This window comes from Idiomarina aminovorans (genome assembly GCF_023155095.1).
Lineage (GTDB): Bacteria > Pseudomonadota > Gammaproteobacteria > Enterobacterales > Alteromonadaceae > Idiomarina > Idiomarina aminovorans.
On record NZ_JAKNDA010000001.1, the window covers coordinates 687,722 to 711,199 of the forward strand.

The following is a 23,478-nucleotide window of genomic DNA, read 5'->3' on the forward strand; positions in this document are numbered from 1 at the left end:
ACAGTGATAGTTCAGCTCAGTCCGGCGTCAATCAGTTTTCCACCAGCAGCAACCGCTTTACATGAACCGAATGGGTTACTTGCTGTTGGTGGTGATTTGTCGCCGGATCGTCTGATACACGCTTACCAGCAAGGCATATTCCCCTGGTTTTCAGAAAACGATCCCATTCTTTGGTGGTCTCCTGACCCCAGAGCTGTTTTTTCCCCGGATAACATCCATATCAGCCGTTCTCTGGCTAAGGTAAACCGCAAGCTAAACTGGCGAGTGAGTATTAATCGCTGTTTTGTGGATGTCATTCGTGCCTGCGCTGACCAGCGTGCCGATAAAGAAGGCACTTGGATCACAGAAGAAATGATTGAGGCTTACTGCAAACTGCATAAATTGGGTTATGCGCATTCGGTCGAGGTTTGGTTCGATAACACACTCGTCGGCGGCTTGTATGGCGTTTCTGCAGGTCGGGCATTTTGTGGCGAAAGTATGTTTCATCACAAAACCGATGCATCCAAAATCGGGTTATTACGTTTTGCCAAATATTTTAAGCAAAATGGCGGGCAATTAATTGATTGCCAAGTAGGCAACCCCCATTTATTTTCATTAGGCGCTGTTAACCTGCACAGAGAACGCTTTTTAATGAACCTCAATATTGCACAACAACAAGCAATGCCAGATACTTTTTGGAATACTCAAGAAATTACGCCTTCTGGAGAGTTGCCGTGCAATTTGGGGTGACGAAGGAAAGCCAGTGTCACTATTTAAGTGAACAACAAGAACGGCTCGCAGTCGTCCTGCCGGAGCAGTTTGAATCACTCAACGCGGACGCATACCAGCAATTAATGCAGTACGGTTTTCGTCGCAGTCATAATGATGTCTACCGTCCACACTGCCAATTATGCAGTGCCTGCCAGTCGCTTCGCGTGGTGGTGCCAGAATTTCATTTTAGTAAAAACCAAAAAAGAATTATAAAGAAGAATGCCGATTTAAAGCTAAGCATTGAACAAAAGCCAGAAACTGAGTACAGCGAACTGTTCTCACACTTTATTGAAAAACGACACTCTGATGGTGAGATGTACCCGCCCGACGCGGATAAGTTCTGGGACTGGGTTTCCTGTGACTGGCTTAGGCCTGAGCTGCTGGAATGGCGTAACGAAAAAGGCGAGCTATTGATAGTATCTGTCGTAGACCCCACTCCTGACGCCATGTCAGCCGTCTATACCTTTTTCCACCCTGAACATGCCAGGCGCTCACCGGGAACTTACGCAGTATTAGAAATGATTCGTCTGGCGCAACAAAGGAATATTTCCAGACTCTATCTGGGATATCAAATTGATGGCTGTAAAAAGATGAATTATAAAGCTCGATTTGCGCCATATGAACGACTGGTTGGCAATCATTGGAAAAAAGAGCTAAAATCGCACTTACTTTAAGCTTAAACCGAATATTAGAGGATTTTAATGGCGAAAGAAGACAATATTGAGATGCAGGGAACGGTTCTGGATACCCTTCCTAACACTATGTTCCGAGTAGAATTGGAAAATGGTCACGTAGTTACTGCTCATATTTCAGGAAAAATGCGTAAGCACTATATTCGTATCCTGACTGGCGATACCGTGACTGTGCAGTTAACTCCTTACGACCTAACAAAAGGCCGCATCGTCTTCCGCGCACGTTAATCCGCACAGAGGATTAAAAAAACCGGCCTTATTTAATGAGGCCGGTTTTTTCATTTACGGAAAACGTCGAATCAACCTTCGACAGTTTCGTTCTTGCTGTCGTAGTCAAACTGCAATCCGTCGTCATCGTCAACGCTAACTTTTACGCTGCCGCCGCGAGCTAACTTTCCAAACAAAATCTCATTCGCTAACGTTTTCTTCACATGTTCCTGAATAACACGGCTCATTGGACGCGCGCCCATTTCTTTATCATAGCCTTTTTCAGCAATCCAGCTGTGAGCTGATGGGTCAACCTCTAATGAAACGCCTTTTTTATCCAGCTGAGCCTGCAGTTCACAAATAAATTTATCAACAACCTGCTCAAGCACGTTTGCCGTCAGATGGTTAAACCAGACAATGCCATCCAGTCGGTTACGAAACTCCGGCGTGAAAGTATTGTTAATTTCTGCCAGCGCATCAAAGCTGTGATCCTGTTGCTTAAAGCCGATGGATTTACGCACGGTTTCGCGAACACCCGCGTTTGTGGTCATAACAATAATCACATTGCGAAAATCAGCTTTGCGGCCATTATTGTCGGTCAGCGTACCGTTATCCATCACCTGCAGCAGTATGTTAAAGACATCATTATGAGCTTTTTCCAGCTCATCCAGCAGCAACACACAATGCGGTTGTTTAATAACAGCGTCGGTTAATAATCCGCCCTGTTCATAGCCAACATACCCAGGCGGTGCGCCAATTAAACGACTGACCGCATGACGCTCCATATACTCCGACATATCAAAGCGCACCAGCTCAATGCCCATGGCTTTGGCTAATTGTTGTGTTACCTCTGTTTTACCAACACCTGTTGGGCCGGCAAATATAAAGGAACCAATAGGCTGATTGTCGTTGGCAAGACCTGAACGCGACAAACGAATTGCGGCAGTGAGTTTATCAATTGCCTCATCCTGACCAAATACCACCATTTTCAAATTACGATCCAGTTGTTTCAGCAAGTCTTGATCGGAACGTGAAACCGACTGTTCAGGAATACGGGCAATTTTTGCAATAATGGTTTCAATATCGGATACACCAACGGTTTTGCGGCGCTTGGAGGGCGGCAGTAAACGTTGAGACGCCCCCGCTTCGTCCATCACATCTATCGCTTTATCAGGCAGGTGTCGATCATTAATATACTTGGCAGACAGTTCTGCCGCCGCTTTAATTGCTGGCTGTGTATAGCGAATACTATGGTGACTCTCGTAACGCTCTTTAAGGCCCATTAAAATCTTAGTTGTATCTTCAACTGAAGGTTCAATTACGTCAACTTTCTGGAAGCGACGAACCAAAGCTCTGTCTTTTTCAAAAACGTTTTTAAATTCATTGTAGGTCGTTGAGCCAATGCATTTTAACTTGCCACTGGAAAGTAAAGGTTTGATCAAGTTAGATGCATCTAAAACACCGCCACTGGCTGCACCGGCACCAATAATGGTATGAATTTCATCAATAAACAGAATAGCGTGCTCTTTTTCCTGCATTTCCTTGAGTAACATTTTAAAGCGTTTTTCAAAATCTCCCCGATATTTTGTACCCGCGAGTAAATCGCCCATATCCAGAGAATAGATAGTTGCATCCGCCAAAATTTCCGGTACTTCACCTTCAACGATTCGATACGCTAAGCCCTCGGCAATAGCCGTTTTCCCAACGCCTGCTTCGCCTACCAGCAGTGGGTTATTTTTACGTCGGCGGCAAAGGATTTGAGCACAGCGTTCGAGCTCAAAATCGCGACCTATTAAAGGATCAATCTTACCTTTTTTGGCCTGTGCATTAAGATTGACACAAAAGCGTTGTAAATAGCTTTTTTGCTCCTCTGTCCCTTTTATAGTTTCCTCTTCGCCCATTTCTTCATCGATAGGTTCTTCATCATCAATACGAGAAATACCATGAGAAATAAAGTTAACAATATCAAGACGAGTAATATCGTTTTTATTCAATAAATAAACAGCCTGAGATTCTTGTTCACTAAAAATAGCGACAAGAACATTTGCACCTGTAACCTCGGCGTTACCCGATGACTGAACGTGGAATACCGCCCGCTGTAACACTCTCTGAAACCCAAGCGTTGGTTGAGTATCCGGACTTTCCTCTTCCGGGCCAAATAATGGCGTACTCCGGTCAATATAACTGAGCAGTTCTTCTTTCAGTTGTTGAAAGTTTGCCCCACAAGCCCGAAGCGCTTCGGACGCATCTGGGTTATCCAGTAATGCGACCAATAAATGTTCCACTGTCATCAATTCATGATTACGTTCGCGCGCTAGCCGAAACGCATCGTTTAGCGTTAATTCAAGGGCTTTATTCAACATAGACCACTCCTTACCAGCCAACTCGGGTTATTCTTGCTCCATGGTGCACAACAATGGATGCTGATTTTCCCGGGCATATTGGTTTACCTGTACAACTTTAGTTTCGGCGATTTCCGCAGAATATACACCACAAACGGCTTTCCCTTTATAATGCACCTGTAACATGGTGTCTGTGGCGCGCTCCTGATCCATCTTAAAAAATCTCATCAATACTTCAATCACAAAATCCATGGGCGTGTAGTCATCATTATTGATGATGACTTTATACATGGAGGGTGGCTTGAGCTCCTGCTTTTCCTCTGTGTCGCTAAGGTGCTGGTGGTCAAACTGACTCATTTATTAACAACCTGTCATAATAATAGTTTTAAATTTGCACTAAAACATTAAAAAACAACCAAAACATTAACAAGGTAGGTTGTTTTTTAAGCTTTGGGGCTTGACTAATCACTCACGTCACCTAGAGTTAAACATGGTGCTAAAACGGTGATTTTTCAAGCCAAAGCACCTAATAATAATAAACTATCTGTTGCAAAAGAAGGATGTAGAAGTATGGCTACCGGAAAAGTCAAATGGTTCAATAATTCGAAAGGCTTTGGCTTTATCGAAAGCGAGAACCGCGAGGGCGATATTTTCGCCCACTATTCAACCATTGATATGGAAGGCTATCGCACTCTTAAAGCAGGTCAGCCTGTGGAGTTTGAACTTGAAGAAGGCCCCAAAGGTTTGCATGCCAACAACATTGTTCCCGGTGCTGCCGATAAATAATATCGGCTAAACCAAACAATTTAAGTATTTTTAAAACGCCGGTTACCCGGCGTTTTAATTTACTTAACCACATCGCTTAACTATCTATACCCAAATAACGCCGTAATTGATCACGTAAATTTGGTGGTGTTCCATTAATGGTTAAGGTATCCGTCGCAGCATCGTATTGAACGCGTTCACCTAATGCGGTGTGATCAAACCCAACACTAACGCCTCCGCCTTGCCCCTGAAACTTAACCAACTTACGTAACGTCGACTTATCCGCCGGAAAATCATCAACTAATTCGCGAGAGTTTTGTTCGGCAAAATCTTTAGAAAAATTTTCAAAGCTTTTTTCTGCGGGGTATTGTTCGGCAAACTGTTCTGAAAGATCTTTAATTTTTACCGTATCACCCTGCTTCCATTGATCATCACAGTACTCATAAGCCGCTTTATTCAAAGCTTGTCGCTGCTCATTTTCCAGTTCCGATTGTTTTGCATACTCTTGAACAGAATCAACCAGCTGTTGGGTATGCGCCTTTGAGTTCAAGCGCTCAGTGCAACCCAGAAAATCAAGAAAGAAATCTGACACCTTACGCCCGGCACGGCCTTTAATAAAAGAAATGTACCTTTCACTTTCGGGTGATGTTTTCCATTCGGTTAAATCGATTCGAGCTGCCAGTTGCACCTTGGTAATATCTAACTGAGAAGAACGGTCAACCGCAAGATCAGGGTTAATTGTGACCCCTTCTTTTACCGGCAAAAAGCACACCAACAAATACTCGGTACTGGTATGTTGGTAGCGAGTCACCAACAAGAAGCCAGCTTCCAGCAAATTATAATTTTGCAGCTCTTCCAGCAGTAATTTTGCTGATTGCTGGCTAAACTCAACAAACTCTAACTGCCCGTTATACCAGGAACTCAGCTGTTCAGGGAAAGGACCAGGTTCACCTTCTTCTCCATCTTTAAGAAAACTGGCATAACCTTTCGCGGGTTTACTGGTGTAAACGTCGGTCAGTTCAACTAACAGGTCATGTAACTGAGCATCTTCGGTTAACGCTGAGGGAGCCAATCGCAGACCGACCTGCCCGTCACTCTGATAAAACTGGTGAATAATGCTTTCTTCTATGCGCAATTGCATAACGGGGACTATCCTTGCTGTTTTGCTGTGTTACTATGTTGGTATTGTAACACGAGACTGATGAACAATGGGAAAGTACCAACGTAGAGATAAAATCGCCCGATTAATAAGTTGGGGGCATTGGTTTACCTTCGCCAATATCATCCTTTGCTTATTTATTGGTCTTTTATATATTGAGGCGGCTCCCAAACCACCAACAGCCATTGGCAATATTTATATGCTAATCAGTTGGATTGGTCATTTTGCATTTCTGCCTTTCGTGTTCTTCATTATTCTGATATTCCCATTTTGTCTGATTGTTCATTACTCAAAAATACTTCGTGGGTTTGCCGCTTTAATTGCCTCTTTCGGTTTTATAGCGCTTATCGCTGATGCCCTGTTTTTCCGACAGTATGGGTATCATTTAAATACGTATTCTCTGGCACAAATGACCCGCGACGCAGAAGCCGTTTTCACCGGTGCCAGCTTTGTCATTATTTCCGCTATTCTTTTAGGTTTCCTGCTAATTTTTGGGCTGCAACTGATTCTTGCAAACTTGGCCTGGAAGCGTCTTGAAGACTTGCAGCATCGAAAATTCGGGGCTCCCGTTACCAGTCTGTTTGTTTTATGTTTTTTAATCAGTCATAGCCTCCACGTCTGGGCCGATGCTGCACTGTATGACCCCATCACGCAACAGGACGACATGTTTCCATTGTCCTACCCTACAACGGCCAAGACATTAATGGCAAAGCATGGGGTTATTGACGTTGAAACTTATCAGGCCAGACAGCAAATGCTAATGGCTACCGATCAGATAAAACTTAAGTACCCACAGCAACCGTTATTGTGCTCAAAAACAGATTCGCAACAGTCCACTACGCTTATTTTATTTGACCGTGGCAGCACAACCATTCAACAAGAATTGAAGCAGTTAGCCGGTAACCATCAATTAGAAAAAACTAAACTGCAACTGTTGGCTCACCCCAGCCGCGATGGCGGGCTATTTCAGGTTCTTTACGGACTCCCCGATTTTTATCAGGAGTCTATTGAACGACAGCAGTTAAAGCCGGCCTACCTTAAGCCGCTTAGTGATTTCAATTTTGATGTACGCTGGTATCACAGCGATGGCTGGGACAACGCGTTAAGCCTGACTCAATTCAATCGTGACTGGAACAGTGAAAACCTAAGCGAATTTAGCGCAAGTAACCAAAATCAAATTAATATTGTTTTCATCACTGAAAATGACATTTCGGCCCTAAGTTCTGTGCTTCAGCAAACTGAACAGCACCAGTTACTATTAACCTCCTTGTCTCCGGCACAAAGTGATGGGTTACTGGGAAATAAGCAGTTTGCCCTTAATAATATGCAGGTGCCACTTTGGCAGCGTCATTACCAACTGGCGAGCCAACCTATTGCCGGGCTTATGGATATCATTCCGACCATGCTTGAAAGTCGAATTTCCTGCGCCGGTTCTCATAAAAATTATACTAATGGTGAGAATTTACAAACGCTCAAACGTCGCTGGCCGTTAGTTGAAACTTACAGTCCTTATATTGTGATTTACGATGAAAAAGAAATTACTATTTTGGACAACAGCGGACAGTTTAGTGTGTATAGCAGTTCTGATTTTAAGTTAAAGAAACAGGCAGAGCCGCCGGTTCCGGTGCTTATTGACGCACTTAAAGATTTAAAACGCTTTAGTAATACTGAAGAAAACAACTAATTGTTGAAAATAGCAGCAGTTAAGCGCTTTAAAGCGTGTTCCTGCTTGCTAATTGAGGCTAATCGAGTAACATAGCAGTCCTCGGTCGGCGTGTGGCGCAGCTTGGTAGCGCACTGTCATGGGGTGTCAGGGGTCGGAGGTTCAAATCCTCTCACGCCGACCAATTCTTTACTCTCTCAATTCCTGGCAAAGTAGCATTTAGCGCTACTCGGGCAAACTCAACTGTTCCCCTATTTCAGTAGTTACTCTCCAGTAACCTCCTCTGGCAGAGCCTTCTCGAATTAATAGCCCTTGTTCCTTCAATTTGGAAATGTGCTTTTCGACGGCCCGGGAAGAAATATTAATCACCTCCGCTACTTTTGCAGCACTCCAGTCTGGTTGTTCATTTAACAGTCGAAGAACCATCTTTCGCGTACTAATTCCCGAAAAAACCTTCTTATCCGAACCATTAACCGAACCTAATAACGAACTTTTTACCGAACCTAACTCTTGTCTATTCGTTGAAGTATCAGAACCAGCTTCTGCGACACTGGCCCGGGCCGTGTTTTTTTCCTCTTCTAATGTCTGAGAAATCGTCAATTGCAGACAGTGAAGAATAAACTCCACCATAGGAACTCTGTCGTTTTCGCTAATTGAGCGCCGTAAGCAATCAAGATACTCATCTTTATTAGCTTTAAACGCTTCCTCAAAGGTTAACCAGGCAATAGCCGGGTGCCATTCAGCCAGAATGAGACTGAGCCAGAGTCGGCCAATGCAACCATTGGCAACTGAAAACGGCTGGATAAACTCAAACTGTTGAAGAAAAATGGAAGCTTTTAGTAAAGGATGTTCATGACTTTGTTGTAGCCATGCAAGTAATGCCCGGACTGACTTTCCGGCCTGGCCTGCAGGTGCCGTCATATGAACCAGTTTATTGTTCCGGTAGACACCCATTCCTGTTGCCCGATAATCCCCTGCACTGGAGGTTACTGCAGCGCAAATTAGCTGATGAGCATGTTTTAAATCACTTTCCGAACCAAACCGCCATTCGCCCAGTTTTCGGTAAGCCTCTTCTAAACGAACTTTTTGTAACTGTTCTGGCTGTTCTTCAAAACCGACAGATGCAAGAACCTTGACTGGCATCTGTTGGGCTTTAAAGGCTGATAAATTGCTGCTATCAGATTCTAAGTACCCTAACCATTGTCCGAAGTCGGTACTAATTTGCGCCACTAAATTAACGCATCGACTGGTAATCGAATAATCAGGTGCTGCCATTATTCATTAGTAACCATGGGGTTACTCTCCATTATTTATTCTAATATTTTTAAGCTTTAGGCCGATACAACAACTATCAGCTTAACGCATATCTAACCGGTCCGGTAACTATTTAAGGTTCTCATGAATTTACAGAATAAATTAACTCTCAGTATGGCTATTGCGCTAACGACTTTACTTGTCATAGCCTTGGGTATATCAACCTTTATGATGCGTTCCTTAATAGAAGAACGCGTAACGAAGCAAGAGTTACCTGCTACTCTGGGCGAAATTCGTGGTGAAGTCGGTCAACTCATCGCGACACCAATGTTAGTTTCACAAGAACTCGCCAATAACCAATATTTAATTGATGCTCTTAAAAGTGGAGAATCCGCCACTGCTCAAAATGAGATAGTTCGTTTTCTTAATCGAATATATCAACACAGAAATGCCGTTGCAGCCTTTACTGTTAGTGCAGAAAGTAACAACTATTACACGGCTGATGGTCTGTTTAAAACCGTTTCTTCTAACGAAGAGAAAGATCAGTGGTTCTTCGATTTTGTAAAAAATGATGTCGAGCAAGAGCTTAACTTTGACATTGATGAACAATCCGGCATACCGACCGTATTTATCAACGTTCGTATTAGCGATAACGGGCGTATGCTTGGCGTCGCCGGTATAGGAAAAAGTCTTGAGGCGCTGCAGAACGCCATCTCTGACTTTAATGTCGGCGAGAATGGCGTAGCCTATTTGGTCGACGCAGAGGGGCGTATTCAAATCCATCCTCGCCTGTCAGACTTCCGCCAATTATCAGCCGAAGTTGGCAGCGAGGTTGCCAGTATAGTGACCGTTATCGATACCATTGAAGGCATTTCAGAACAGACCAACTTACTGGCATTAAATGCGGCAATTGAGTCTGCCCGGGCAGGTGAAGCCGGGCGAGGTTTTGCCGTTGTCGCTGATGAAGTGCGTACACTGTCTCAGCGCACAAGCCAGTCAACTGAAGAGATTCGTCAGAAAATTTCACGTTTACAACAAGGCTCCAAAGCTGCCGTATCAGCCATGGAGACCAATCGCACTCAAGCGGGAAATACCAGCGAACGTATTCGATCGGCGAATGAAAAGCTCAATGATCTCGTCGTCTTAATTCAGGACACTGCTGATATGAGCACTCAAATTGCGACAGCAACTGAAGAACAAGCCTCTGTCAGTCAGGACGTCGCTAAAAACATTCAGGCTATTGCTGACTTCTCTAGTCAGGTATCAACGGCGGTTAAAAGTAGTCATAACGAATGTGATCAAATGTCATCACTTGCCGATAGCTTACGCAGTCAGCTTGAGCAATTCAAAACGTAATATCGGCAAATAATGACTGCAGCCTGGCAACTTCACTCTCTTCAAGCGGTTGCATCGGCTGCTTTCCCCAGACCGGCGCAGGCCAGGCTACATCTGTTTGAAAACGAGCCAGATGATGCACATGCAGTTGCGGCACGTGATTTCCCAGCGCCGCAATATTGAGTTTATCAGGCTGATATTCAGCCTTTAACCAATGGCTTAAAAAGCGACTCTCATTTAATAGCTGCAATTGATTGTCTTCGGTAAGGTCGATAATTTCCCTCACGTCCGCAACTTTCGGAACCAACAAAAACCAAGGGAATTGTCTATCATTCATGACTCTGACCCCACATAATGGCCAGTCTGTTAAATGGTAACTGTCTCTGGCCAATTCTGGAGCTAACTTGAATTCCATAACAACCTACCTTTAATACGTTTGAAGAAACTCTTTAAACAGTGCGTTAGTTTGGTCCAGGCTGTCAACTAAACGGTGATCATCATCCAGCACATCTAACTGGGAATGAGTTCGTTTGGCATAACGCCAGCTGTTTTCAACCGGCACAATGGTATCTCTCCACCCGTGAACAATTTGTATTTTGCATTCTGGGGTTATTGCATCGAAATCAGCCTGGCCACCCAAGTAGAACGCCGGAGCCATTAAGAACAACCCTTTGCAGACTTTTTGTTCGGCCGCGACTGTCGCAACATAGCCCCCCATGCTAGAGCCAACCAACAAAAAGGGTTCTGATAACGGCTTAACGTATTCCAATAACTTTTCTACACGCGTATCCGGGTCGCTCATTCCCTGATAATCAATACTATTAACTTGCATACCCAGATCGTTCGCACTTTTCGCTAATACTTTGATCTTTGTGCCCCAGGGACCACTTTCTTTACCGTGATTAAAAATAACCTGCATTTAGCAATTGCCTATTGTTCTTTGCTTAGATAGATTGAGTATAAATGTTAAACATCAGGTAATAATGTTAACAAATACCATGATAGTAAAACCAATCAACATAAAACTGATTATCTGTTTTTTGTTATTGAGTGGAAACACACTAGCTCAGGAAGAGGAGCTATCGGCACCACTGATTTTTGGTGTTAATACATCTCCCCCCTTTCATATTACTCAAGGCGATGAAGCTAATAATGGATTCTGTGATGTATTAGTAAAAACTATTCAGGCCGAATTACCAAATACTCAGCAAATTATTCAAATTGACAGAGTTGATTATACCATTGACTACGAAATGATGATCCCATCATATGAACGTAACAAGGAGGATTTCGAAAACGACGAATCTCTGGCTTTTATTCCAATAACAGAATATGAAGGAAAAAGAATTCGGGGAGCTATTGGTTGCAGTAATAATGAATGGGGTAAAAACGCAACCCGACTTATTGATCGAGTCATTACAGATATTCGAAATAACAATGACTTTCAGCAGAGTCTCGACTATTGGTTAGGTAATGACAGACCAAAACTCAGTGAGTCAGAACAATGAGAACAGACCTGAATACTTTAAAAACCCAACTTGTTGGGTTGTTTACCGCTCTATTATTTTGCACAACCAGTTTTGCTGAAGACGAAGACATTATCTGGGGAGTCAATTCATCGCCGCCTTTTCACATCTATTATGGAGACTATAAAGAACAGGGCTTTTGCGATGCGTTAGTCAGCAGTTTTCAGCGCCAGCTACCCGAGTTGTCTCATCGCATAAGAAAACTACCTTCGCGCCGCATTACCATGATAATGAAGAAAAATAAAAACCTCTGCTTCCCCTGTTTAATAAAAAAAACCAGTTACAATTCTGACTTCAATTACACAGAAACAACCCATCTTTATGAGCCTCATGGCATCATCACCCGCACGAATATAGCCGCAGAAATCATTGAAAAGTACGGTGAACCCGTCAAGTTTTTAGCCTTAGTTAAAAATTCTGATTTACGCTTTGCGCAACCCGCAGAACGACGTTACGGGCAGTTACAAAGTTTGATTGAGACACACCTTATTGACTCTGAAAACTTCAGCTTTATTAGCGGAGAAAACGCTCACGTTAATCTATTAACCATGATAGTTAACGATCGCATAGACTATACGATTGACTATAGAGCCATCATGACTTACTACAACGAAACTAAAGCAGAGTTTGAAGACAGTGGTTTAGTTTTTTTGCCAATAGAGGAATACAGCGGTTTGCTCATTGAAGGAGCGGTTGGTTGCAGCAACAACCAATGGGGCCACAATGCTGTCAAAAAAATGAATGAAGTTATTGAGCAACTAAAGGCCGACCCTGACTTCCAGCGTATTTTAGATAAGTGGATGGGAAATGATCGGCCTAAACTGAATTAAGCAAAATGCTTTTGTAAATACTGATTAATGTCGTCAGATTCGTACATCCATTGCACGTTATCGCCCTGCTTTATCCGTAAACATGGCACTTTAACTCTGCCACCACCATCTAACAGCTCTTGTCTGTGCTGTTCATTATTCTTCGCGTCTTTCAATTCAAGGTTCAAATTAAGGCGGGCTATTTCTTTACGAACTTTTACGCAAAAAGGACACGCAGCGAATTGATACAGAGTAAGCGACTTACATGCTTCGTCCACTTTTTGTTGTGCTTCGTCAGAACGACTTTGCCCTTTTGGCGTAGTCAATTTTTCAACCAGCAAAACAATGGGCGTTAAAACCAGCCGCAAAGTACGGAAAAAATAACGAATTATCACTCTCATAAGTATACTACCAAACAGCTTGTCTAAGATGCCGATATTCTAACGTGTTCAGAACAAACAGTCAGTCTTTTAGCAAAGGCATTTTAATTTTCACGTAATACCTCAGCCGCAACCTCAAAGGAGTGCAGCCGCAGTAGCGGCAGAAGCAATGACTCCCCAAAGTCCCGCCTTCCGTGACAGGCGCTAAATCGAGAATCGAATACTTTATCGCTAATTACATCTCTTGCTTTGTTGGGCGAATGATCAGTTCATTCACATCAACTTGCTGAGGTTGCTCAATGGCAAAAGTAATTGCGCGGGCAATTGCTGCTGAGTCAATGGCGTCAGAATAAATATCATCAGCCATGGCTTTAGCATCTTTGTCGCTAATATGATCAGTCAGCTCGGTAGCAACAGCGCCGGGAGAAATATTGGTTGCACGAATTTCACCATTTGACTCCTGACGGATACCTTCAGAAATAGCTTTTACAGCGAACTTAGTCGCACAATAAACCGTTCCGCCGGCAAAGACTTTGTGACCAGCAACCGATGACAAGTTGATAATATGACCCACATGCTGTTCACGCATGGTCGGTAACACCGCCGCCACGCCATAAAGTACACCTTTAATGTTCACGTCAATCATGGTGTCCCATTCGTCCACTTTCAGAGCATCGAGCGGCGCCAGCGGCATTAGCCCGGCGTTATTGATTAACACATCAATGCGACCGAATTCAGCTTTAGTGTCATCAGTCAATTTCTGAACAGCGGCTTTATCGGTCACATCTACAATCCTGTAGGCTGCCTGTCCGCCCTCTTTATTAATTGAATCGGTAAGCTCTTTTAAACGATCTTCGCGGCGTGCCGCTAACATCAATTTCGCGCCTTTTGCTGCAAGCATACGTGCGGTTTCTTCACCCAGACCACTGCTTGCACCTGTAATAATGACGACTTTATCTTGTACTTCTGACATAATTTTATCTCCGGTTACTATTATTAGTCAGCTGCCCCTAACTGCTTTAAAATCATTTCTTCAAAGCGCAATAGTGGCAACATAGAACGTTGTACTTTGGCTCGCAGCAATGAACCCTGCCAACCAGAAAGGATAAATGCGCCCATCTGATCGGTGTCAACATTCTGCCCAATTTGTCCCGCTTCTTGCGCGGCTTTCAGACACCGTGCAATACGTTGTTCCCAGTCAGAAAAAATAGCATCTAACCGTTCGCGAAAAAGCGCACTTTGCGACGCCATTTCCTGACCTAGGTTGCCTATCAGGCAGCCCTTAGAAAAATCACACGACTTCAAATCCTCAACCGAGCGGCGTAAATAATTACGCAGACGATCAACGGGCTGTAGTTCTTCGTTTGCCAACGTTTCACTCATGCGCGCTTCATAGTCCTGAGCGTAAGTTTCAATCACCGCCAGACCAAAATCATTTTTACTTTTGAAGTAATGATAAAAAGATCCTTTAGGCACCTGTGCTTCGCTTAGGATTTTATTCAGCCCGGTGCTGCCGAACCCGTGTATTGAGATAAGGTCAGCACCAATTGCAATGATATGTTGTCGTGTGTCGTTCTTTGTCATGTCGCCAATATTAGACCAGTCGTCTAGAAAGTTCAAGTTAAACCGTTAAGGCCTTATTATAACGCTTCCGCAATAGGTTCCGGCCAGACGCTGCATTGAACCTTAGCAATATGGTCACTTTGCAGTATTTGCATAACCACACGCGACTGCCCTATTCCTCCGCCAATGGTTAAGGGCAACTCTCCCGCTAATAATGATTGATGCCAAGGTAGTTGAAGCTTCTCTTCTTGCTGACAAATAGCCAACTGATGCTTTAATGCTTGCTGGTTCACACGAATGCCCATTGATGACAGCTCCAGCGCGTCACCTAATGCCGGGTGCCAGACAAGAATATCGCCATTGAGTCCGGTACTGCCCTGCTCGTTGACTGAACTCCAGTCATCATAATCCGGTGCTCTGACATCGTGTGCATAACCATGACTGAGCTCCCCGCCAATGCCGACCAAAAATACGGCGCCATACTGTTTAACGACTTCACGCTCACGTTGTTTGGCGCTCAGCGTAGGGTAAGCCTTTATCAAGTCCTCTGCATGAACCACCTTAATTGTGTCTGGCAAGTTGCATGCGCCACCGTATTGTTCAATATACTGCTGCTCGGTTTGCTGCAGAGCCGAATAAATGCGTTCAACGGTCTGAATTAGAAATTCCAGCGAGCGCTGTTGTTGGGTTATTACCTTTTCCCAATCCCACTGGTCAACATACACCGAATGCACAGGACTCAGATCTTCCTCGTCCGGTCTCAGTGCTTTCATCTGGGTAACGATGCCTTCACCGGCACCAAAACCATAACGCCCCAGGGTGTAACGCTTCCATTTGGCTAACGAGTGCACCACTTCATATTTCTTGCCGGGAACCGCTTTCACGTTAACCGCAACCGCTTTTTCCCAGCCCGACAAATCATCCTGAACGCCACTGCCATGTTCACTAAGTAGTGGTGACTGCACTTCAATAAGCCCCAGTTGCAGCTGCAACTCTTCGGTAAAGCTGTTTTTGACACATTGAATTTTTTGCTGCTGTAACATGTACTGTGATTTCATAAGTACTCCAATCATTAATAAAAAGCGAAAAATACTATTCAATTAACACCTTAAACGACTTTTTATTCAATAAGCTTTAACAAAAATAGCTTTCATTATTGTTTTTCGTTAGTTTATAGGAACATTATTTAATAAAGCTTTAATAAAACATGAAAAAATCGCCTGAAAATTATCAAATCGATGATCTAGATCGTTCAATACTCCAGAGCTTAATGGAGGATGCCCGTACTCCCTATGCAGAACTTGCTAAACGCTATAAGGTAAGCCCTGCAACCATCCACGTTCGCGTTGAAAAGATGAAACGCACGGGGATTATTGATGGCACGCGTTTACAGATAAACGCCAAACGCTTAGGCTACGATGTTTGTTGCTTTATTGGCATTACCTTAAAAAGCGCGGGGGATTACCCAACCGCAATCGAAAAGCTGGAGAGGCTGGAAGAGGTCATAGAAGCCTATTACACGACGGGACAATACAATGTCTTTATTAAAATTATGACGCCGTCAATTAACGAATTACAACATACACTGATTAACCGAATTCAGGCTATTGATGAAATACAATCGACAGAAACGCTCATTTCATTGCAGCAGCCCATTAACAGAGACATACAACCATGAGTCACAACATTAAGTTAACTGAATACAGCCACAGTGCCGGCTGCGGCTGTAAAATATCGCCGCAGGTGTTATCCACTATTTTGCAAAGCAAACTGGACATAGCACCCGATCCGAAATTATTAGTAGGCAACAGCACCCGTGACGATGCGGCTGCGTACGACATGGGTAATAATCAGGTGGTATTAAGTACCACTGACTTTTTTATGCCCATTTGTGACGACCCGTTTGATTTTGGCCGCATCGCTGCAACCAATGCCATTAGCGACATTTACGCCATGGGCGGAAAGCCGTTAATGGCTATCGCCATTTTCGGCTGGCCAATCAACAAACTGCCAGCCGAAGTCGCGCAACAAGTTATTGATGGCGGTCGGCAGGCCTGCGCCGATGCCGGCATTATGCTTGCCGGCGGACACAGTATTGATGCACCCGAACCCATTTTCGGACTGGCAGTAACCGGACAGGTCGAGAAACAAAAACTCAAACAAAATGATACGGCCCGCGCCGGCGATGTACTCATGCTGACCAAACCTCTCGGTGTTGGTATTCTGACGACCGCACAGAAGCAGAAAAAGCTCTTACCCGAACATAGCGGCATCGCAATTGAAACAATGTGCCAACTGAACCATATTGGCAGTGTCTTCGCTGATTTAGACGGTGTTCATGCCATGACCGATGTCACCGGCTTTGGTTTGGCCGGGCATTTAATTGAAATGGCTGAAGGTGCAGACCTTTATGCAACCGTTCAATTCGATGATATCCCGACTTTACCTCATGTTCATGATTACCTGCGCCAGGGGTGTATTCCCGGCGGTAGCTTGCGTAATTTCGACAGTTACGGACAGCATATTGGGCCGGTACCTGAACACCAGCGCAACCTGCTCTGTGACCCACAAACCTCCGGCGGTCTACTCATTAGTGTTGCTAAAGAAGACGTCGAAACGCTTTATCAAGTTTGCCGTGAACACAATCAACCTGTTTACGTTATTGGTGAGCTATCTCAGCACGAATCACAACAACATCGGGTGGTCGTTGAATAAATGACGAACCAGTGGATAACTCAATCACAATTTGACCAACTTTTTATCGACAATACCCCGTTGCTTGACTTGAGGGCGCCTTCAGAGTTTAAAAAAGGCGCCTTTCATTCAGCCGTCAATAAACCTTTAATGACAGATGACGAGCGCGCAAAAGTCGGGACCTGCTACAAACAACATGGCCAGAAAGCAGCTATTGCTTTGGGTCATGAGCTGGTCAGTGGCGACACTAAGCAACAGAGAATAGATGACTGGAAAGCTTTTTTTGTAACTCATCCTAAAGGCGTAATCTATTGTTTTCGGGGCGGTCTACGTTCTCAGATAGTACAACAGTGGTTACACGACGAAGGCGTTGAACGGCCCCGTGTTGAAAGCGGGTATAAAGCCCTGAGGCAACACCTGATTCAACGTACCGAAAAGCTGGTTCGCAGTTTTCACTGGATTGTGGTTAGCGGTCGTACCGGCTGTCAAAAAACGCAATTCATTAAGCGCAAATCTCACTCCATTGATTTAGAGGGGCTAGCGCACCACAGAGGCTCAGCGTTCGGACGGCACCCCGAGCCACAACCGACCCAGATTGACTTCGAAAACCAGTTGGCAGTTGAACTTCTCAAACTCAAAGCTCAGGGTGCCAATACCGTTTATATCGAAGATGAAGGCAGTCACATAGGGTCTGTCTCCATTCCTGAATGTTTACAGCAGGCGACTCAAAAAGCCGAACGTCACCCCATTGAGTCAACTCTGGAACAACGTGTTGACGTTATTTTTCAGGAATATGTTGTTGAAACAGAGAACCGCTATCCATCACGCGAACAATTCGAGCACTACTTATTAGACAGTTTAAGCCGCACCCGTAAACGTTTAGGTGACCTTCGTTTCCGCCAGCTATTCAGCAAGCTCCAGCAAGCCTTAAAGCACAACAGTCAGGCGCTCCATAAACAATGGATAGAAGGGTTACTGGTCGACTACTACGACCCTATGTACGACTACCAAATGAAAAAGCGATAAGCATCGCTAAAAATCTGCGACTTGCCGAAAACTACAGTCATCCTGCGCACCTTTTGTTATGGTGATGGAATAATAACACCAAGAGGATTTATCTATGTTGAAGCGAATGTTAAGCCGCATTACCGCGGCCGCATTGGTCGCCGTTGCACTGCCCTCTCTGGCAGCAACACAAGACCTGTCGTATTACCTGCCACAAGATGTCAGTTACAACCCTGAAATTACCAAACCCAAAGATGTACTCGGTTACCAGGTTGGTCAGTGGCACGCCCGTCCTGAACAAATTGTGAAATATATGGAAGTTCTGGCCGAAGAGTCAGACCGCATTACATTAGAAATGACAGGTCGTACGCATGAGCAACGCCCACTGTTACTGCTGACGGTAACGTCCGAAGATAATCATAACAATATTGATGATGTGCGCGAACGTCACCTGGCGGCTGCCGATCCAAGTCGCGATGCTGACCCGGACAACACGCCGGTAGTTATGTACATGGGTTACAGCATTCATGGTGATGAATCCAGTGGCAGTAATGCTGCGATACTTTTCGCTTACTACCTTGCGGCTGCTCAAGGCGAAGCCATTGATGAGCTTTTAACTGACTCAGTTATTTTGCTAGACCCGGCGTTTAACCCGGACGGTTTAGCCCGCTTTGCACAATGGGCAAACCAGCATCGCAGTCAAAACCTGGTTGCCGACCCTCAACATCGTGAGCACGTACAGCCTTTTACCCGTGGTCGGGTTAACCATTACTGGTTTGATATGAACCGTGACTGGTTGTTATTGCAGCACCCAGAATCACGTGCCCGTATTGCTAACTTTCAGAAATGGAAACCAAACGTACTGACCGATTACCACGAAATGGGAACCAACAGCACCTATTTCTTTCAGCCCGGCATTCCTTCGCGCAAAAACCCGTTAACACCGGATGAAAACGTGCGTTTAACCGAAATTTTAGCCGCTGAACACGCTGATTCGCTGGATGATATTGGCAGCCTATATTACACCGAAGAATCATTTGATGACTTTTACTACGGCAAAGGCTCCACTTATCCTGACATTCAGGGGGCCGTCGGCATATTATTCGAACAAGCTTCCAGCCGCGGACACTTACAGGATTCCGTTAACGGCGAGGTCAGCTTCCCGTTTACTATCCGTAACCAGTTTGTCGCCTCACTCAGTACTATTTATGGCACGCATAAAAACAAGAGCCGTTTTATTGAGTTTCAGGAAAGTGCCTATGACCAGGGGATGGAAGCCGCTAAAGCAGCCAACTTTGAAGGCTACCTAATTGGCGATTCAAGCGATCCCTCCCGGGTCGAAGGTTTACTGGAAATATTTAAACAGCACGGCATTAAAGCCTACCGAGTAGAGAAAGATATTGAAAAAAATGGTACTCAATTTGAGGCCGGCAGCAGCTATTACGTGCCTTTGGCGCAACCACAATATGGCCTGATTCAGGGTATTTTCAGTACCCGCAAGAACTTTCCCAATAACACCTTCTATGATGTATCAGGCTGGACTCTGCCACTGGCGTTCAATGTGCCCTTTGAGACTCACCGTGGACGCATTCAAATCGCTGATAATGCCTGGAATGCGCCAAAACGTAAGACATCCGCATTAACCGACGCCTATGCTTACGCATTTAACTGGAACGATTACCATGCGCCAGGCCTGTTACAGGAGCTGTTAGAACAAGATATTCACGTTCGTCAAACCACTAAACCTTTCACTGTGCAAGCAGAGCAAGGTCGTCAACAGTTCGCCGCCGGCTCTATTATTGTGCCGAAAGCGTATCAGCAACATAACTGGCACGAGGTACAGCGTCGTCTTGCAACTGCCGCTAAAGCCAAAGGCATTCACGTAACCTCAATTGAAACCGGTTTAACACCCGGGGGCGTTGACCTGGGTAGCCGCAATATTCAGCCGGTAGAAGAACCCAGTGTCATGATGCTAACCGGCTCAGGGGTAAATCTTTATGAAGCAGGCGAAACCTGGTACTACCTTGACCGCCATGTAGGCATTCCACTTTCTATGGTCGATACCGAGCGCCTGGCAAGAGCTGACTTAACGCGTTACAGCCATATTATTATGGTTGACGGCCATTACCGTAATATTGATAAAAAGCTGCGTAATAAAATCCAACAATGGGTTTATCAAGGTGGAACTATCATTGGCCAACGTGGCGCAGCTGAGTGGCTGGCAGAGAATGAAATTCTGCGCACGCATTTCATCGATGACAGCGTCTTTGAGGATGCGTTTGCTAAAAATCGTTTAAGCTACGATGACCGCGACGACTTTTATTCCGAGCAACGTATTGCCGGAGCCATATTTTCAATGGATGTAGATACCTCTCACCCACTGTTTTTTGGCTTCCCTCGTGAGCAAATGCCGGTGTTTAAAAACTCAACGGCAGCCATGGAAGAGCCTGAATCACCTTTTGTTTCGGTTGCCCGTTATTCAGAACAACCGCTTATGAGTGGTTATACCGATAAACGCAACCGGGAAATATTAAAAGGCAAAACCAATATTGCCGCACACCGCCTCGGCGACGGTCAGGTTATTGGGTTTGCGGATAACATAAATTTCCGTGCTTACTTCTGGGGAACGGCAAAACTGCTCAGTAACGCAATTTACCTGGCTCCTCGTATTCAGGTTTACGCAAAAAAACTGGACGATAAAGCAGCGGCAGATGCGGCAGCTGAAGCCCATTAATTGCTAATATGCAACCAACAACAAACTGCTAAGACGAAAAAGTCTTAGCAGTTTTTTACACTTCTAAATACTGGTTATTCCTTCAATCATGATCTAGCTTACTTATTGAAACTTATCAATAATCAGTGAGGTACATATGTTACGTTGGGTTCTTACTTTTCTCGTCGTTGCAGTAATTGCCGCTATTCTGGGATTCAGCGGTATAGCTGGTGCCGCGGCAGAAATCGCTAAAATTATCTTCTAGGATCTTTATTATTCTTTTCGCAGTTTCTCTGGTTGTTCGCTTATTACAGGGCGGTAAAAGGCACTAGCCTTAATCGGTATTAGACATTGGTCGTATGCCATCGGTTATTGAATCTACGCTACAATAACTCGTATTATTCTGTTATCTGTCTAACACTACAACAATGAGGCTCATGCCATGAACGCAATTGCAATGATGGTTCTGGGTTTAGGCGCTATGTTTCTCGGTTATGTCTTTTATTCAAAATTCATTGCTGAGAAAATATTTAAGCTCGATCCGAACTTCAGAACACCCGCTCATGAACTCGAAGACGGCGTTGACTTCGTCCCTACCAATAAATACGTTCTCTGGGGTCACCACTTTACTTCTGTTGCTGGCGCAGCACCCATTATAGGCCCTGCTATCGCAGTTATCTGGGGCTGGGTGCCGGCTTTTTTATGGGTCATCTTCGGAACCATCTTTTTTGCGGGCGTGCATGATGCTGGCGCTATTTGGGCCAGTAACCGTAATAAAGCAAAATCAATCGGTAACCTCACCGGCGATGTCGTTGGCAAGCGCTCTCAAACGCTTTTCATGATCGTCATTTTCCTTGTTCTGTTAATGGTTAATGCCGTTTTTGCCACAGCCATCTCCGGCTTACTCATTAAATTCTCAGGCTCGGTTGTACCCGTTTGGGGCGCCATATTTGTCGCACTTATTATCGGCCAAATTATTTTCCGTAAATGGCTGGGTCTCGGAGTGATATCCATCATTGGTGTTCTCGCACTTTATGCCCTTATATGGGTCGGCCCGTCATTCCCTGTCCAGTTACCTGAGACCGTTATGGGTGTTAGCGATAACGCTCAATGGGTTCTCATTTTATTCGGCTACGCAGCCATCGCTTCATTACTGCCGGTCTGGGTGCTTTTACAGCCCCGCGATTACATTAACGGTCTTCAGCTATTTATTGGTCTTATTCTGCTTTACGGAGCGACTTTTTTACTGGCTCCCGAAATATCAGCTCCGGCCTTCAACAGTGACGTCCCTGAAGGCACTCCTTCCATGATACCTCTGCTATTCGTAACCATAGCTTGTGGCGCTATTTCAGGTTTCCACGGGTTGGTCGCATCCGGTACAACCTCTAAACAATTGGATAAAGAAACCGATGCACGCTTCGTTGGTTACTTTGGTGCCATTGGCGAAGGCTCTTTATCTCTGGCAACTATTATTGCGGCAACGGCCGGCTTTGCAACGCTGGCAGATTGGCAAGCAGTGTATTCTTCTTTCGGGCAAGGGGGCGTCTCTGCGTTCGTCCAGGGTGGTGCAAATATTATTAGCCAGGGTATTGGTCTGGATGTTGGTATTTCAGAAACCCTGCTTACGGTCATGGCGGTGCTTTTTGCCGGCACAACTATGGATACAGGCCTGCGCTTACAGCGTTACATTTTTCAGGAGTGGGGAAACCTGTATAACATTAACTGGATGCAGAAGGCCTTACCAGCAACTCTGCTAGCGGTTGCTAGCTGTTTGTTATTAGCCTTCGGTGCCGGTGGCGCAGACGGTGCCGGCGGCTTAGTTATCTGGCCTTTATTTGGTACCACAAATCAGTTGTTGGCCGGTTTAACGCTGCTGGTTATTACCGTAATGCTGGTACGCTTAGGTCGTCCAATGTATTACACCCTGTTACCTTTAATCTTCTTGCTGATAATGACCGTATTTGCGCTTATTGTGCAGCTGAAAGGTTTCTACGATAGCGGCGACTGGTTCTTAATGGGCCTGGATTTAGTGGTATTGGTTGCCGCTATATGGATTGCACTAGAAGCCAGTGCGGGTCTGACGAAACTCCGCAAAGCGCAAAAAGCCCAGAAACAAGAGTAAACAGGAGTGAGTAGCATGAACATTCAGTCAATTCGCCGTTGGTTCAGTCGGGCAAGTGACTTAGCCAATGAATTTTACAATGCGCCCTACCGCTCAGCTATTGCCCGGGCAAAGCGCGATGAAGACGATTTGTTCATGCTACTGGTTTTTTCTGAAATGATGGGCGTGCCGAATCCGGCCGCCTATTACACGCTGGAACTTCAACCGCTGATGTTAGAACGTTTCCACGAGTGGCATCAGCGCATGGGAATGGAGCACTCACCGCTCGATCATTTCCGCTGTTGCTAATTGCAACGCCCGCAAAAACAGAGCTCATTTTTCATGTTATTAAGCGATAAAAAAGTTCTACTCATTGGTGGTAAAGGCGGTGTCGGTAAAACAACGGTCTCTTCTGCTTTAGCGGTTCTTGCCGCCCGTAATGGTAAAAAAGTTTTGTTAGTGTCAACCGATCCGGCGCACAGTCTGTGCCGATGTATTTGATCAAAAAATTGGAGACCGC

At 44.9% G+C, this 23,478-nt stretch carries 25 protein-coding genes, 1 tRNA gene and 1 pseudogene; 17 read left to right on the top strand and 10 right to left on the bottom strand.

What is annotated here, in order from left to right:
- The first annotated feature begins 3 nt into the window (after positions 1 to 3).
- Genes aat through infA form a run of 3 tightly spaced genes read left to right on the top strand, consistent with a single transcriptional unit; the run spans position 4 to position 1,670 of the window.
- Complete coding sequence (aat, locus tag L8G48_RS03450; protein WP_248263332.1) at positions 4 to 729, top strand: leucyl/phenylalanyl-tRNA--protein transferase; 726 nt, start codon at positions 4 to 6, stop codon at positions 727 to 729.
- Positions 714 to 1,424, top strand: a complete 711-nt coding sequence (locus tag L8G48_RS03455) for an arginyltransferase (protein WP_248263208.1) — start codon at positions 714 to 716, stop codon at positions 1,422 to 1,424. Before aat ends, L8G48_RS03455 begins: the two co-directional genes overlap by 16 nt.
- Before the next feature lie 27 nt (positions 1,425 to 1,451).
- Positions 1,452 to 1,670: a translation initiation factor IF-1 gene (gene infA / locus L8G48_RS03460; RefSeq protein ID WP_248263209.1), complete on the top strand. Its 219-nt coding sequence runs from the start codon at positions 1,452 to 1,454 to the stop codon at positions 1,668 to 1,670.
- Between the two features lie 71 nt (positions 1,671 to 1,741).
- Here infA and clpA read toward each other — a convergent pair whose 3' ends face one another.
- Positions 1,742 to 4,012, bottom strand: a complete 2,271-nt coding sequence (gene clpA / locus L8G48_RS03465) for an ATP-dependent Clp protease ATP-binding subunit ClpA (RefSeq protein WP_248263210.1) — start codon at positions 4,010 to 4,012, stop codon at positions 1,742 to 1,744.
- Positions 4,013 to 4,039: 27 nt separating this feature from the next.
- Positions 4,040 to 4,348, bottom strand: a complete 309-nt coding sequence (clpS, locus tag L8G48_RS03470; RefSeq protein ID WP_011233927.1) for an ATP-dependent Clp protease adapter ClpS — start codon at positions 4,346 to 4,348, stop codon at positions 4,040 to 4,042.
- Between the two features lie 213 nt (positions 4,349 to 4,561).
- On the opposite strand from clpS, the gene cspD reads away from it, so the two are divergent.
- The gene (cspD, locus tag L8G48_RS03475; RefSeq protein ID WP_248263211.1) at positions 4,562 to 4,777 is read left to right on the top strand and encodes a cold shock domain-containing protein CspD; all 216 of its coding nucleotides are present in this window, start codon (positions 4,562 to 4,564) and stop codon (positions 4,775 to 4,777) included.
- Positions 4,778 to 4,853: 76 nt separating this feature from the next.
- Here the strand turns inward: cspD and yejK are convergent, their stop codons facing one another.
- Positions 4,854 to 5,897: a nucleoid-associated protein YejK gene (gene yejK, locus L8G48_RS03480; protein WP_248263212.1), complete on the bottom strand. Its 1,044-nt coding sequence runs from the start codon at positions 5,895 to 5,897 to the stop codon at positions 4,854 to 4,856.
- A gap of 67 nt (positions 5,898 to 5,964) precedes the next feature.
- Between yejK and L8G48_RS03485 the strand changes: the two genes are divergently transcribed.
- Both L8G48_RS03485 and L8G48_RS03490 read left to right on the top strand, forming a co-directional pair.
- Positions 5,965 to 7,599: a DUF3413 domain-containing protein gene (locus L8G48_RS03485; RefSeq protein ID WP_248263213.1), complete on the top strand. Its 1,635-nt coding sequence runs from the start codon at positions 5,965 to 5,967 to the stop codon at positions 7,597 to 7,599.
- A gap of 86 nt (positions 7,600 to 7,685) precedes the next feature.
- A tRNA-Pro gene (locus L8G48_RS03490) sits at positions 7,686 to 7,762 on the top strand.
- 41 nt (positions 7,763 to 7,803) lie between these two features.
- On the opposite strand, the gene L8G48_RS03495 is transcribed toward L8G48_RS03490, so the two are convergent.
- Positions 7,804 to 8,853, bottom strand: a complete 1,050-nt coding sequence (locus L8G48_RS03495) for a Fic family protein (RefSeq protein WP_248263214.1) — start codon at positions 8,851 to 8,853, stop codon at positions 7,804 to 7,806.
- Positions 8,854 to 8,976: 123 nt separating this feature from the next.
- Here L8G48_RS03495 and L8G48_RS03500 point away from each other — a divergent pair, with 123 nt between their 5' ends.
- On the top strand, positions 8,977 to 10,188 hold the full coding sequence (locus L8G48_RS03500) for a methyl-accepting chemotaxis protein (RefSeq protein WP_248263215.1): 1,212 nt from the start codon (positions 8,977 to 8,979) through the stop codon (positions 10,186 to 10,188).
- On the opposite strand, the gene L8G48_RS03505 is transcribed toward L8G48_RS03500, so the two are convergent.
- Both L8G48_RS03505 and L8G48_RS03510 read right to left on the bottom strand, forming a co-directional pair.
- Entirely contained in the window at positions 10,178 to 10,582 is a 405-nt protein-coding gene (locus L8G48_RS03505) for an HIT family protein (protein WP_248263216.1), read from the bottom strand. The genes L8G48_RS03500 and L8G48_RS03505 overlap by 11 nt on opposite strands.
- A gap of 12 nt (positions 10,583 to 10,594) precedes the next feature.
- A complete protein-coding gene (locus tag L8G48_RS03510) occupies positions 10,595 to 11,086 on the bottom strand; it encodes an alpha/beta fold hydrolase (RefSeq protein WP_248263217.1) in 492 nt (163 codons plus the stop codon).
- A 64-nt stretch (positions 11,087 to 11,150) separates the two neighbouring features.
- On the opposite strand from L8G48_RS03510, the gene L8G48_RS03515 reads away from it, so the two are divergent.
- On the top strand, positions 11,151 to 11,675 hold the full coding sequence (locus L8G48_RS03515; protein WP_248263218.1) for a hypothetical protein: 525 nt from the start codon (positions 11,151 to 11,153) through the stop codon (positions 11,673 to 11,675).
- Entirely contained in the window at positions 11,672 to 12,523 is an 852-nt protein-coding gene (locus L8G48_RS03520) for a hypothetical protein (protein ID WP_248263219.1), read from the top strand. Before L8G48_RS03515 ends, L8G48_RS03520 begins: the two co-directional genes overlap by 4 nt.
- On the opposite strand, the gene L8G48_RS03525 is transcribed toward L8G48_RS03520, so the two are convergent.
- From L8G48_RS03525 to asnA, 4 genes are all read right to left on the bottom strand, one after another.
- Positions 12,520 to 12,903 carry a glutathione S-transferase N-terminal domain-containing protein gene (locus L8G48_RS03525; protein WP_248263220.1) on the bottom strand — a complete coding sequence of 128 codons (384 nt, stop codon included), beginning with the start codon at positions 12,901 to 12,903 and terminating at the stop codon, positions 12,520 to 12,522. The genes L8G48_RS03520 and L8G48_RS03525 overlap by 4 nt on opposite strands.
- A 214-nt stretch (positions 12,904 to 13,117) precedes the next feature.
- A complete protein-coding gene (locus L8G48_RS03530; RefSeq protein WP_248263221.1) occupies positions 13,118 to 13,855 on the bottom strand; it encodes an SDR family oxidoreductase in 738 nt (245 codons plus the stop codon).
- A gap of 23 nt (positions 13,856 to 13,878) precedes the next feature.
- A complete protein-coding gene (locus tag L8G48_RS03535) occupies positions 13,879 to 14,502 on the bottom strand; it encodes a TetR/AcrR family transcriptional regulator (RefSeq protein WP_248263222.1) in 624 nt (207 codons plus the stop codon).
- Positions 14,503 to 14,522: 20 nt separating this feature from the next.
- Positions 14,523 to 15,503 carry an aspartate--ammonia ligase gene (gene asnA, locus L8G48_RS03540; RefSeq protein ID WP_248263223.1) on the bottom strand — a complete coding sequence of 327 codons (981 nt, stop codon included), beginning with the start codon at positions 15,501 to 15,503 and terminating at the stop codon, positions 14,523 to 14,525.
- A 149-nt stretch (positions 15,504 to 15,652) separates the two neighbouring features.
- Here asnA and asnC point away from each other — a divergent pair, with 149 nt between their 5' ends.
- The 8 genes and pseudogenes from asnC (at position 15,653) to L8G48_RS13465 (ending at position 23,459) form a co-directional block, all read left to right on the top strand.
- Positions 15,653 to 16,123 (top strand): transcriptional regulator AsnC, encoded by a 471-nt coding sequence (gene asnC / locus L8G48_RS03545; RefSeq protein WP_248263224.1) that lies wholly within the window; start codon positions 15,653 to 15,655, stop codon positions 16,121 to 16,123.
- Positions 16,120 to 17,160 (top strand): selenide, water dikinase SelD, encoded by a 1,041-nt coding sequence (selD, locus tag L8G48_RS03550; RefSeq protein ID WP_248263225.1) that lies wholly within the window; start codon positions 16,120 to 16,122, stop codon positions 17,158 to 17,160. The genes asnC and selD overlap by 4 nt, the downstream gene beginning before the upstream one ends.
- Positions 17,161 to 18,165, top strand: coding sequence for a tRNA 2-selenouridine(34) synthase MnmH (gene mnmH / locus L8G48_RS03555; protein WP_248263226.1), 1,005 nt, complete (start codon positions 17,161 to 17,163; stop codon positions 18,163 to 18,165).
- Between the two features lie 94 nt (positions 18,166 to 18,259).
- Positions 18,260 to 20,878 carry a M14 metallopeptidase family protein gene (locus tag L8G48_RS03560; protein WP_248263227.1) on the top strand — a complete coding sequence of 873 codons (2,619 nt, stop codon included), beginning with the start codon at positions 18,260 to 18,262 and terminating at the stop codon, positions 20,876 to 20,878.
- A gap of 136 nt (positions 20,879 to 21,014) precedes the next feature.
- Positions 21,015 to 21,189 (top strand): annotated as a pseudogene (locus tag L8G48_RS03565) (DUF1328 family protein).
- A gap of 110 nt (positions 21,190 to 21,299) precedes the next feature.
- A complete protein-coding gene (locus L8G48_RS03570; protein WP_248263228.1) occupies positions 21,300 to 22,979 on the top strand; it encodes a carbon starvation CstA family protein in 1,680 nt (559 codons plus the stop codon).
- Positions 22,980 to 22,994: 15 nt separating this feature from the next.
- Positions 22,995 to 23,267, top strand: coding sequence for a cory-CC-star protein (locus L8G48_RS03575; RefSeq protein WP_248263229.1), 273 nt, complete (start codon positions 22,995 to 22,997; stop codon positions 23,265 to 23,267).
- A gap of 33 nt (positions 23,268 to 23,300) precedes the next feature.
- Positions 23,301 to 23,459, top strand: coding sequence for an ArsA-related P-loop ATPase (locus L8G48_RS13465; protein WP_282444576.1), 159 nt, complete (start codon positions 23,301 to 23,303; stop codon positions 23,457 to 23,459).
- Positions 23,460 to 23,478: the final 19 nt, after the last annotated feature.